The sequence below is a fragment of the Epibacterium sp. Ofav1-8 genome, from assembly GCF_022348185.1.
Lineage (GTDB): Bacteria > Pseudomonadota > Alphaproteobacteria > Rhodobacterales > Rhodobacteraceae > Epibacterium.
In genome coordinates this window covers 37,902-50,072 of sequence record NZ_JAKRFD010000016.1, presented here as the reverse complement: position 1 = coordinate 50,072, position 12,171 = coordinate 37,902, and the positions used below count along the sequence as shown (strand labels likewise).

Below are 12,171 nucleotides of genomic sequence, written 5' to 3'. Positions count from 1 at the left end.
ACCACATGGCAAGCATCAGCGCCATAACACCAACGCTAAAGCCAAATTAAGGATTGCCTGCGAGATTGGGGCCGCAGGTGCGGAATAGAGTAGTTTGGAGTTGGCGCGTATGTCGCTTGCTGAAAAATTGGCACAGGAACGCCGAGCCCGACTGGCGGCGGAGCGGCTTCTGGAGCTCAAACAGGCGGAATTGACGGATGCGAACCGCAAACTTGGTCGCCATGCGCTGGCGCTGACCAAGCGTATTGGCGCGACTCAGGCCGAAATCGCCACCTTTCGCGATGAGAACGAGAAGGTCAAAAGCGACCTCAACACCGCCAATGAAAAGGTGGAACAGGCCGAACGCCGCCTGTGGCACTCGATCCAGGCGTTTCAGGACGGGTTTGCGTTCTTTGACAGCAACAGCAAGCTGATCGGCGCCAATACCGCCTATCTCAACATTTTTGAAGGCGTGGAGGAGGTCTCGCCGGGGGTGTCCTATGTGCGCATCCTGCAGATCCTCACCGACGAAGGGCTGATCGACACCGAGGAGCTGTCGGCCGATGCCTGGCGCGCGATGATGACCGAACGCTGGATGTCCCCGGCGCCGGAGCCGACGGTGATCCGGCTGTGGAACGACCGCTATCTGAAGCTGATCGACCAGCGCGGCCATGACGGCGACATCGTCAGCCTCGCGCTCGATATCACCACGACGGTACACTACGAGGAAGAGCTGCGCGCCGCCCGCGAACGGGCCGAGGCCGCCAACCGCGCCAAATCGGCCTTCCTCGCCAATATGAGCCATGAGATTCGCACCCCGATGAATGGGGTCGTGGGCATGGCCGAATTGCTCAACGACACCAATCTGACCGAAGAGCAGCGCCTCTACGCCAATACGATCAAGAATTCCGGCGAGGCGCTTCTGGTCATCATCAACGACGTGCTCGACTATTCCAAGATCGAGGCGGAGAAACTGGTGCTGCATCCGGAACCCTTTGATCTGGAAGCCTGCATGCACGAGGTGGTGATGCTGCTTCAGGCCAATGCCCGCGACAAGGGGCTGACGCTCCTGGTGGATTACGACCTGTTCATGCCGACCAATTTCATCGGCGATCCGGGGCGCATTCGCCAGATCCTCACCAACCTGATCGGCAATGCGGTGAAATTCACCAATGAGGGCCATGTCACCGCCCGCGTCACCGGCGTGCCGCAACCCGAGGACAACACGGTGATGCTGCATATCTCGATCGAGGACAGCGGCATCGGCATTCCCGAAGAAAAGATCCGGCACATCTTTGGCGAGTTCAACCAGGTCGAGGATGAGGCCAACCGCCAGTTCGAAGGCACCGGCCTTGGCCTGGCGATCACCGAACGCCTGATCAAGATGATGGATGGCGAGATCTGGGTCGAGAGCGAGCTGGGACAGGGGTCCTGTTTTGGCTTCCGGCTGCCGCTGGTGGTGTCCGATGGCAGTCAGATAAACGCGCCGGAGCTGCCGGAGAATCTGAACTGCGTGATGATCGTCGACGATATGGAGATCAACCGCGAGATCCTCAATCGCCAGCTGCAGCGCCTGGGGCTCAAGGTGATCGCGGTCAACAGCGGTGCCGCGGCGCTGGAACAGATGTCGGCCGAGGTCGATCTGGTCATCACGGATCGCAACCTGCCCGGCATGGACGGCCTCAAACTGGCGCGCAGCCTGCGCCACGCCTGGCAGGATCTGCCGGTGCTGCTGCTGTCCTCCGACCCGACCGACACCAGCGACCCCGCCGTCGGCGCGATCTTTGCCGGCGTGTTGCAGAAACCCTTGCCACGGGGCGCGCTGTTCACCGCCTTGACCAACCTCAGCGCCCCCACCGCAGCCGCGCCCCCGGCCCCCCCGGCGCCGGAGCCTGCACCTGCCGCCAGCGTCAGCGCCCCTGCAGAGCCCGTCACCCCGTCGCCGCCGCTGGCCTCCGACCTGCGCCGCATGCGGGTGCTAGCCGCCGAGGACAACCGCACCAACCAGCTGGTGTTCCGCAAGATGGTCAAGGATCTGAACATCGACCTGCGCTTTGCCAACAACGGGCAGGAGGCGGTCGAGCTGTTCCAGAGCTTTGCGCCCGACCTGATCTTCATGGATATTTCGATGCCGAAGATGGACGGCAAGGAGGCCACGCAGGCGATCCGTGCGCTCGAAGGCCCCGAGCACCGCCGGGTGCAGATCGTGGCGCTCACCGCCCATGCCATGGATGGCGATTCCGAGGGGATTCTGGCCGCGGGTCTGGACGACTATCTGACCAAACCGCTGCGCAAGGCGCTGATCCACGACCGGCTGATGAAGAATGTCCCCCCCGGTGTGGCGCCGCTGAGCACCAGTGAGGATGCGCTGCGCGCCACCGGGTAGGCAGCGGGATTTATGTGGCCGCGGCCTAGGGTCAGGCGCGGCGCAGGAACACCGGCGCGTCGGGCTCGGACATCTCGGGCTGATAGGCATAGCCGCCGCTGTCAAACCCGGTGATCGCCGCCGCATCCGTCAGCCGGTTCTGGATGATAAAGCGCGTCATGGCGCCCCGGGCCTTCTTGGCGTAGAAGCTGACCACCTTGGGGCCGCCCGGCTTGTCCTCCAGGAACACCGGCGTCACCACGCGCGGTTTCAGAACATCGAGATCCACCGCCCCGAAATACTCCTGGCTGGCGCAGTTCACCAGAACATCGCTGCCCACCACATCGGCCTGCGCATTCAACGCGTCGGCGATCTTGCGGCCCCAGTAGGCATAGAGGGTCTTGCCCTTTGCCGTCGCCAGCCGCGAGCCCATTTCCAGCCGATAGGGCTGCATCGCATCCAGCGGGCGCAACAGCCCGTAGAGCCCGGACAGGATGCGGAAGTGATCCTGCGCCCAGGCCAGTTCATCGGCGTCGAGCGAGGTCGCCTCCAGCCCCTGATAGGTATCGCCGGCAAAGGCCAGCGCGGCAGGGCGCAGGTCCGCGTCGCTGGGGTCGGCCTGAAAGCTGCGAAACCGCTCATGGTTCAGTTTGGCCAGATCCTCGCTGATATGCATCAGCTTCATCAGATCACCCACCGACAGGGTGCGGGCCACCTCTGCCAGGGCGATGGCGTCGTCCTGGAGCGCGGGATAGGTCATCTCCACATCGCGGTCGGACCAGTCGAGTTTCTTGGCGGGGGATGTTACTACCAGCATTCTCTGCCTCCGTTTGCTCTTGGCACCGACTTAGCCCGCGCCGCGCAGGACGTCCAGAAACGCCGATGCAAAACGTTCCGCGCGGCGCTCCCCCAGCAGACGTTCCAGGCCGCTCTCATCGTCACCGCGCATCTGCGCCACCTTGGCCAGTTGCGAGGCCGAGCAGGTCAGCGGCTTCTGGGTGCCGCATGCGCCGCGTTGCAACCGCGCCTGCACCTCCAGCAGCGTGTCGTAGATCGAGCCCTGTTCGCGTCCGGCCAGCTTGCGCCGCGCCGGGTGCAGCGCTTCGGCCTCGCCGGTGATCACCCCTAGGAACTCATCGCCGTAGCGGTCCAGCTTTTTTGCCCCAACGCCGGAAATGCGCGCCATCTCATCCAGGCTTTGCGGGCGTTTTTCCGCCATCTCGATCAAGGTGCGGTCGGGAAAGATCACATAGGCCGGGACTTTTTGCGCCTCGGCGAGGGCACGCCGCTTGGCCTTCAGCGCCGACAAGAGTGGCGCATCCTCATCCGAGACCAGTGCCTTGACCGCCGGACGGCGGGTGGCGGATTTGATGGTGTCCTTGCGCAGGGTGATGCTGTCCTCGCCACGCAGGATCGGCAGCGCCGGTTCGGTCATCCTGAGCGCGCCGTGGCGCTCCGGGTCGGGCCGCACCAGATCGCGCCCCATCATCTGGCGGAAGATGGCCTGCCACTCGGGCTTTGAATGCTCGCGTCCGCAGGCAAAGACCGACAGATCGTCATGCCCTTTCTGGCGCACGCGGTCATTGGCGTTGCCGATCAGAATATCGATGAGATGCCCCGCGCCATAGGTCTCCTCGGTGCGCAGAATGGCCGAGAGCGCCTTTCGCACGGCGGTGGTGCCGTCAAACGTCTCGACCGGCACATCACAAAGATCGCAATTGCCGCAAGGCTGCGCCTCTTCACCGAAATAGCCCAGCAAGGTCTGACGGCGACAGGTCATCGCCTCCGCCAACCCCAGCAAGGCGTTGAGCCGTGCATGATCCGCGCCGCGCCGCTCCGCAGGTGCAAGCCCCTCGTCGATCTGGTTGCGGCGCAGGCGGATGTCCTCGGGCCCAAACAGCGTCATCGTCTCGGCCGGGGCCCCATCCCGCCCGGCGCGGCCGATTTCCTGATAATAGGCCTCGATGCTTTTGGGCAGATCCGCATGGGCCACCCAGCGAATGTCGGGCTTGTCGATGCCCATGCCAAAGGCCACCGTGGCCACCACGATCAGCCCATCCTCGCGCGCGAAGCGGGTTTCCACGATGCGGCGATCCTCGGCCTCCATGCCGCCGTGATAGTGGCAGGCCACATGGCCCGAGGCCTCCAGAGCGCGGGCGATATCCTCGGTCTTGGCGCGGGTGCCGCAATAGACAATGCCCGACTGGCCGCGCCGCGCGTCGGCAAACTCCAGGATCTGTTTACGCGGGCTGTCCTTGGCGGCAAAGGCGAGGTGAATATTGGGCCGGTCAAAGCCGCGCAAGAAGGCGCGCGGGGCCTCGCCATCAAACAGTTTCTGGATGATCTCTTGCTGGGTTTCCTGATCCGCCGTGGCGGTAAAGGCCGCCAGCGGCACGTCGAGCGCGCGGCGCAGCTCGCCGATGCGCAGGTAATCCGGGCGGAAATCATGGCCCCACTGGCTGACGCAATGGGCCTCGTCCACCGCGATCAGCGACACGCCAATGCGGCGCAACATCCCCATGGCGCTGCCTGCGGCCAGCCGTTCGGGCGCCATGTACAAGAGCTTCAGCTCGCCCGCTTCAATGGCGTTCCAGACCGCTTCGGTTTCTTCCTCGGTATTGCCAGAAGTAAGCGCCCCGGCACAGACACCGGCCTCCTGCAAAGCGCGGACCTGATCGCGCATCAGCGCGATGAGCGGCGAAATCACCACCGTGATCCCCTGCCGCCTGAGCGCAGGCAATTGGAAACACAGGGATTTGCCGCCCCCCGTGGGCATGATCGCCAGCACGTTTTCGCCTGCGCTCACGGCGTCGACGATCTCTTCCTGTCCGGGGCGAAAGCCGTCGAATCCAAAGATATCGCGCAACAGGGGGATTGCGTCGTGCATAGGGGGCCTGTGGGTTGGTCTGCTCAGGTTATGAGCGGCACAATCCCACAGCTGGAATCGGGGGGCAAGACCCGCCGCGGGCCGCAGCGGTCAATTGGCGCAGGCGCTAGTAGAACATCGCCGCGTTGTTCACCAAGATGATGCGCAGCGCATAGACACCGATCAGCACCACCAGCGGGGCCAGATCGAGCCCCTGCATATTGGGCAGGATGCGGCGCACCGGCGCGTAGAGCGGTTCGAGGATACGGTTCAGACCATACCAGATCTGCGCCACGAACTGCTGGTTCAGGTTCAGCACCTGGAAATTGATCAGCCAGCTCATGATCACATGGGCAATGATGAAGAACCAGACAATGTCCAGGACCAGCATCAGGATTTGAAACAGCGACTGCATCTTTGAACTTTCCTCTTTCGAACCGCAACACAGGTAGGCGGGGCGCGCGGATTTCGCAACCCTTCCGCAAGGTCCTAGGTTGACGTGTGGTGAACAGGTGGCATCAAGGGAACAAGTAAACCGGAGTGTTCAGATGTACCCGATCGTACGCCTTTTGAAAGATGCCGTGATTGCCAGCCGCCAGCCGCGTCTTGCGCCGCTCGACACCCATGTGTCGCGCCATCACTGCTGGCCGTGGGACATCGACATCTGGATGGAGCTCAACAATGGCCGCACGCTGACGCTCTATGATCTGGGGCGCACGATGCTGACCCTGCGCACCGGTTTGGCAGGCGTGTTGAAACGCGAAGGCTGGGCCGTGGCCGTCGCGGGGACTTCGATCCGCTATCGCCGCCGCATCAAAGCCTTTGAGCGGTTCGAGATGAAAAGCCGCGCCATCGGCTGGGACAACCGCTTTATCTATGTGGAACAGGGCATGTGGAAGGCGAACGGCGACTGCGCCAACCACGCATTGCTGCGCACGGTGGTGACCGACAAGAACGGCATCGTGCCGCCCGAACGGGTGATCAAGGCCTGGGGCCAGGACATTCAGACCCCGGATTTGCCCGACTGGGTGCAGGCCTGGTGCGCCGCCGAAGACCAGCGCCCCTGGCCGCCCATGGCGGATGCGGGCGCTGGTGCCCACCACGAGAGGCTTGCAAGCGCCTCCTGACCCCTGCCATAGCTAGACCCAACGTGCAGTCGGGCATTTGGGGGCGGTAATGGCGGAACTTACGGCGGCGCAGGGAATTTCCCTGCGCAAACGCATCTGGGGCTGGTGGTTTTTCGACTGGGCGAGCCAGCCCTATCACACGCTGCTGGTGACATTCGTCTTTGGCCCTTTCTTTGCCGCCAGCGCGACCGAGTATTTCCTGGCAACGGGGCTGGAGAGCGAGGCGGCCAAGGCGCAGGCACAATCGAGCTGGTCGCTCTGCCTGACCATCACCGGGCTGATTATCGGTCTCTCGGCGCCCTTCCTCGGGGCGCTGGCCGATATTGCCGGGCGCAAACTGCCGTGGATCATCGGATTTTCCGTGGCCTATGTGCTGGGCTCGGCGGGGTTGTGGTTCATGGATCCGGCGGGCAGCAACCTGTGGTGGATGCTCATTAGTTTCGGCGTCGGCTTTATCGGCGCGGAGTTTGCGCTGATCTTTGTCAATGCGCAGCTGCCGTCGCTGGGAAGCAAGGAAGAGGTCGGGCAGCTGTCCGGTTCCGGCTTTGCCTTTGGCTACCTCGGCGGGGTGGTGTCGCTGTTCATCATGCTGTTGCTGTTTGTCGAACAGGACAGCGGCAAGACGCTGATCGGCCTGGACCCCATTCTGGGCCTCGACGCCAGCGCGCGCGAGGGCACCCGCGCGGTGGGGCCCTTTGTGGCGATCTGGTTTGCGCTCTTCATGATCCCCTATTTTGCCTGGGTGCGCGATCCGCGCGGCCCCCGGCGTGGCAGCGCAAGCCTTGGTCGGGCGGTGTCGATGGTGGTCGCCTCGGTCAAGGGGCTGGCCCATCGCAAGAGCCTCACCAGCTATCTGGTGTCCTCGATGCTGTATCGCGATGCGCTCAATGGGCTTTATGGGTTTGGCGGCGTCTATGCGGGGCTGGTGCTTGATTGGTCGATCACCCAGATCGGCATCTTTGGCATTATCGCCGCGATCTCGGCGGCGCTGTTCAGCTGGATCGGCGGGCTGGCGGACACGCGGTTTGGCCCGAAACCGGTGATTTTGACCGCCATTCTGGTGCTGAGTCTCGTCTGCCTGATCGTCGTCAACATGTCGCGCACGCAGATCTTTGGCGTCGCTTTGGCCGACGGATCAAGCCTGCCGGATCAGGTCTTTTTCGCCTGCGGCGTGCTGATCGGCGGCTTCGGCGGAATATTGCAGGCCACCAGCCGCACCCTGATGGTGCGCCATACAACCCCGGAAACCGCCACCGAAGCCTTTGGTCTATATGGGCTTTCCGGGCGGGCGACAGCATTCTTGGCGCCGGCGCTGATCGGCCTGATGACAACACTCACGGGCAGCGCGCGGCTTGGGATTACACCAGTGATTGCGCTCTTTGCCCTTGGTCTGCTTTTATTGACCCGGGTGGATGGTGAAGGAGATCAGGTTTGAGGTTCATTCGACAGGTCACCCTGGCGGCGTTTGTGCTGGCCGCCTGCGCGCCGACGCAGGACAGCCCGCGCCCATCCGCCGCGTCATTTGCCAACAAGGCGGTGAACTCCACCGCGCCCGCCAAACAGCTGTTCGGCGCCAAGCGCGACGGCTCCGCCCAACGCCCGGCGCCCCTGGGGTCCTACGCCAAGGGCTGCGTCGCGGGGGCGGTGCAGCTGCCCGAGACCGGCCCCACCTGGCAGGCCATGCGCCTGAGCCGCAACCGCAACTGGGGGCACCCGGAGACCATTGATTTCATTCAGGACCTGAGCCGCGTCGCCGCGCGTCAGCCGGGCTGGCAGGGGTTGTATGTCGGTGACATCAGCCAGCCGCGCGGTGGGCCGATGCTGTCCGGGCACCGCAGCCACCAGATCGGTCTGGATGCCGATATCTGGATGCTGCCGCCGGATCGGCTCGATCTGAGCCGCGAGGCACGCGAAAACATCTCGTCGATTTCCTTGCGGCGCGCCAGCGGGGCCTATGTGAACTCCAATTGGAGCACACAGCATCACGAGATCCTGAAAGCCGCCGCATCGGACCCGCGTGTGGCGCGGATCTTTGTCTTCCCCGGCGCCAAGGTGAAGATGTGCGACACCGCAACCGGCGACCGCAGCTGGCTGCGCAAGATCCGGCCCTGGTGGGGGCATCACTATCATTTCCACGTGCGGCTGAACTGCCCGCGTGGCGCCCGGGGCTGTGTCGACCAGGATCCGCCCCCGCGCGGCGATGGCTGTGATGACGCCCGGCAATGGGTGGCCAACATCCTGAACCCGCCGCCGCCAAAACCGGTTGACCCGAACGCGCCAAAGCCTAAACCGCGCAGGGACTACACCCTTTCGGATCTTCCCCAACAATGCGCCGCCGTTCTCTCGTCCGACTAGCCTCGCTCTCTGCTTCCCTGATCGTCGCGCTCTGTGCGGCGGCCTGGGCGGCATCGGCGGTCTGGAAAGTAACCCACGCCGAGAGCAACAGCGCGACCCATGTCTCCAGCTATCGCTGGCAGGAGGACGCCCCGTGGTTCGGCGGCCTGTCGGGGCTGGAGCTCTCGGATGACGGCCTGCGCTTTACCGCGATCACCGACCGCGCGCATATGGTCACGGGCGAGATCACGCGCGACAAAGGCGTCATAACAAGCCTGCGGATGGCCACAAACGGACGGCTGCGCGACGCGGATGGCGCGCCCGTGGCCGAAAAGGTCGAGGACAGCGAGGGCCTCGCCCTGGCCGGAGACGACAGGTATTTCGTGTCGTTCGAAAGCCCGCATCGGGTGCTGGAGTATCGCAGCGCGCAGGTCCGCGCCCTGTCCGCGCCCGCGGCGTTCAAGCGGTTCTATTTCAACGCGTCCTTTGAATCGCTGGCCTATGGCCCGGCGGGCGAACTGCTGCTGATTTCCGAAGCGGCCGCCCGCGACGCGCAGGTCTCGCGGGTCTGGCGCTGGCGCCAAGCAACGGGCTGGCAGGGGCTTGGCCCCTATCCCGAAGGCGACGGGTTTCTGCCGGTGGGGGCCGATTTCGGCCCCGATGGTGCCCTTTATGTGCTGGAGCGCAAATTTGTCACCGTGGGCTTTCGCAGCCGCCTGCGCCGTTTTGATCTGTCGGATCAGGGTCTGAGCGGCGGAGAGGTGTTGCTGAATACCCCCCTGGCACAGCACGACAACCTCGAAGGCGTCAGCATCTGGCGCACCGCATCCGGCACGCTGCGCGCAACCATGATTTCGGATGACAATTTCTTTTGGGTGCAGCGCACGGAACTGGTCGAATACGACCTGCCCGACCGCCGCTAATGCGGATCGCCCCATAAAACAGGGGGCGATCTCTTGCATTTGCCCCGGGATCTGCATAAACGAAGCGATCTTTCGCGCTCCGGACCGGGGTGCACAAGTCTCCGCGACCTTGTCTAAAAAACGGTAATATACATGACCCGCACCTATCTTCCTGGCGTTCTCGCCATGGCTGCCGTCGTGGTGGCCTCCAACATCCTCGTGCAATTCCTGTTCGGCAACTGGCTGACCTGGGGCGCGTTTACCTATCCCATCGCCTTCCTCGTCACCGATGTGACCAACCGCGTCTATGGCGCAGGCCCCGCGCGCAAGGTCGTGCTGGCCGGTTTCATCGTCGGCGTGATCTGTTCGCTCATTGGCACGCAGATCATGGGCGAGTTTGGCCCGCTGGTGACCCTGCGGATCGCCATTGCCTCCGGTCTGGCGTTCCTGCTGGCGCAGCTGTCGGACGTGGCGATCTTTGCCAGCCTGCGCGGCGGCAAATGGTGGCGTGCGCCGCTGGCCTCCACGCTGATCGGCTCGTCGCTCGACACCGCGATCTTTTTCACCATCGCCTTTTCCGGCGCTCTGACCTTCATCGAGCCCGGCAATGACGTCTCTTGGGCCGGGGAAATGCTGCCGCTTCTGGGCGCAGGCCCGGTTGCCCCGCTCTGGGTGTCGCTGGCCGTGGCCGACTGGCTGGTCAAGCTGTCGCTGGCGCTGATCGCGCTGATCCCCTTCCGCCTGATTGTTGCCCGTTTGACGCGCAGCCAGACCGCCGAGATCTGATTTCGCGCGATTTTCATTTGGTGATCCGAGAATTCCGTGCCACTCTGAGGACAACAGAAACAGAGAGAAAAGGAGGTGATCCAGTGTCAAGAAAGGGATTGGAGCAAGGAGCAGCAACCACCGGAGCGGTCCGCCACTGAGGCAGCCCTCTCTGGCAGAGGCCAACCGGCTGGGTTTGCACAGGCTGACACAGCGCTGACTGCACCCTAACCTGCCTTTGCTCTCAAAGACTTTCGGAAGGGCCGCGCCATATGGAGCGGCCCTTTTCCGTGCGTATTCAGGGTATTGCGCGTGCCAACCGCGTGCTCTGGAGCGATGCTGCTGACAGAGCGGGCTCTCAGTCCCGTGTCAGATGTATTTGCCCCGATTGCGTTTATCCGGGGGCAAAACCGGTTCCCACTTTTGCGCGACATGCTCTTGCTGGTGCCGCATGTCTGGTGGTGCAAAACCGGTTCCCACTTTTACACGACATGCTCTTCTGGATGACGCATGTCTGATAGTGCAAAACCGGTTCCCACTTTTGCACGACATGCTCTATGGTCCGCGCATGCTACGCATAAACGACGATATCACCCTGCAGGATTGGGAACTGACCGAGAGCTTCATGCGCGCCTCTGGCCCCGGCGGGCAGAACGTCAACAAGGTCTCCTCGGCTGTCGAGCTGCGCTTTGAGGCCGAACGCTCGCCGCATCTGCCCGGCCCGGTCAAAACCCGCCTGCGCCGCATCGCCGGGCGGCGCTGGACCAATGACGGTGCGCTGATCCTGCAATGTGACGAGACCCGTTCGCAGGCACGCAACCGCGAGATCATCCGTGAACGGCTGGCAGAACTGATCCGCCGCGCCCTGGTGAAACCCAAGCGCCGCATCGCCACCAAACCCACCCGCGGCAGCGTCGAGCGTCGCCTCAAGGCCAAGAAGACCCGCGCCGAGGTCAAATCCCTGCGCGGTCGCGTCGACGGCGACTGAGCACAGATCCGGCAACGCCCCTTGCGCCGGTTGCGCCCCCGCGCCATCCTGCCGCCAATCAGCAGGAGAGGGAGGGCCAACCATGCGCCTCAAGGACAAGACCGCCATCGTGACCGGCGGCGCCTCGGGCTTTGGCAAGGGAATCGTGGAGGCGTTTCTGCGCGAAGGTGCGCGGGTGATGATCGCCGACATCAACGCAACCGCCGCGGCTGAACTGGCGGCGTCGCACGGGCAATCCGCCTGCGCGCAGACCGTGGATGTGGGGGATCGCGGCTCGGTCCTGGCGATGGCCAACGCGGCGCAAGAGACATTTGGCCAGGTCGACATCCTGGTGAACAACGCCGGCGTCACCCATCTGCCCACCCCGCTGGAAGAGGTCTCGGAAGAGGATTTCGACCGGGTGTTCAACGTGAACATGAAATCCGTCTATCTGACCGCTCAGGCGCTGGTTCCCCACATGAAAGCGTGCGGCGCCGGTGCAATCCTCAATGTGGCCTCCACCGCGGGTGTGTCGCCGCGCCCGCAGCTCAACTGGTACAACGCCTCCAAGGGCTGGATGATCACCGCCACCCGCACCATGGCCGTCGAACTGGCCCCGTCGGGCGTGCGGGTGAATGCAATCAACCCGGTCGCCGGAGAAACGCCGCTGCTGAAGTCGTTCATGGGCGAGGACACGCCGGAGGTGCGGGCCAGGTTCCTCTCGACCATTCCGCTGGGCCGCTTTTCCACCCCGGAGGACATGGGCAACGCCGCGCTCTATCTCTGTTCGGACGAGGCCAGCATGGTCACCGGCGTGTGCATGGAAGTCGACGGCGGCCGGTGTATCTAACACCTGCGGCCGCCCC

General features: G+C 63.8%; 11 protein-coding genes. 8 read left to right on the top strand and 3 right to left on the bottom strand.

Annotation, left to right across the window (positions count from 1 at the left end; genetic code table 11):
- The first annotated feature begins 109 nt into the window (after positions 1-109).
- Positions 110-2,365: a response regulator gene (locus MHM97_RS20415; protein WP_239325033.1), complete on the top strand. Its 2,256-nt coding sequence runs from the start codon at positions 110-112 to the stop codon at positions 2,363-2,365.
- A 31-nt stretch (positions 2,366-2,396) separates the two neighbouring features.
- On the opposite strand, the gene yaaA is transcribed toward MHM97_RS20415, so the two are convergent.
- From yaaA to MHM97_RS20400, 3 genes are all read right to left on the bottom strand, one after another.
- Positions 2,397-3,161, bottom strand: a complete 765-nt coding sequence (gene yaaA / locus MHM97_RS20410) for a peroxide stress protein YaaA (protein ID WP_239325030.1) — start codon at positions 3,159-3,161, stop codon at positions 2,397-2,399.
- A gap of 30 nt (positions 3,162-3,191) precedes the next feature.
- Positions 3,192-5,231, bottom strand: coding sequence for a DNA helicase RecQ (recQ, locus tag MHM97_RS20405; protein WP_239325027.1), 2,040 nt, complete (start codon positions 5,229-5,231; stop codon positions 3,192-3,194).
- 106 nt (positions 5,232-5,337) lie between these two features.
- Positions 5,338-5,625 (bottom strand): YggT family protein, encoded by a 288-nt coding sequence (locus MHM97_RS20400; RefSeq protein ID WP_239325024.1) that lies wholly within the window; start codon positions 5,623-5,625, stop codon positions 5,338-5,340.
- Between the two features lie 133 nt (positions 5,626-5,758).
- Here MHM97_RS20400 and MHM97_RS20395 point away from each other — a divergent pair, with 133 nt between their 5' ends.
- From MHM97_RS20395 to MHM97_RS20365, 7 genes are all read left to right on the top strand, one after another.
- On the top strand, positions 5,759-6,337 hold the full coding sequence (locus MHM97_RS20395) for an acyl-CoA thioesterase (RefSeq protein WP_239325022.1): 579 nt from the start codon (positions 5,759-5,761) through the stop codon (positions 6,335-6,337).
- A gap of 49 nt (positions 6,338-6,386) precedes the next feature.
- The gene (locus MHM97_RS20390; protein ID WP_239325020.1) at positions 6,387-7,772 is read left to right on the top strand and encodes an MFS transporter; all 1,386 of its coding nucleotides are present in this window, start codon (positions 6,387-6,389) and stop codon (positions 7,770-7,772) included.
- Positions 7,769-8,692 carry a penicillin-insensitive murein endopeptidase gene (gene mepA, locus MHM97_RS20385; RefSeq protein ID WP_239325008.1) on the top strand — a complete coding sequence of 308 codons (924 nt, stop codon included), beginning with the start codon at positions 7,769-7,771 and terminating at the stop codon, positions 8,690-8,692. Before MHM97_RS20390 ends, mepA begins: the two co-directional genes overlap by 4 nt.
- Positions 8,665-9,594 carry an esterase-like activity of phytase family protein gene (locus MHM97_RS20380; RefSeq protein WP_239325006.1) on the top strand — a complete coding sequence of 310 codons (930 nt, stop codon included), beginning with the start codon at positions 8,665-8,667 and terminating at the stop codon, positions 9,592-9,594. The genes mepA and MHM97_RS20380 overlap by 28 nt, the downstream gene beginning before the upstream one ends.
- Before the next feature lie 132 nt (positions 9,595-9,726).
- A complete protein-coding gene (locus MHM97_RS20375; protein WP_239325004.1) occupies positions 9,727-10,359 on the top strand; it encodes a queuosine precursor transporter in 633 nt (210 codons plus the stop codon).
- Between the two features lie 547 nt (positions 10,360-10,906).
- Positions 10,907-11,326 (top strand): alternative ribosome rescue aminoacyl-tRNA hydrolase ArfB, encoded by a 420-nt coding sequence (gene arfB, locus MHM97_RS20370; protein WP_239325002.1) that lies wholly within the window; start codon positions 10,907-10,909, stop codon positions 11,324-11,326.
- Positions 11,327-11,408: 82 nt separating this feature from the next.
- Positions 11,409-12,155, top strand: a complete 747-nt coding sequence (locus MHM97_RS20365) for an SDR family oxidoreductase (protein WP_239325000.1) — start codon at positions 11,409-11,411, stop codon at positions 12,153-12,155.
- Positions 12,156-12,171 lie beyond the last annotated feature (16 nt).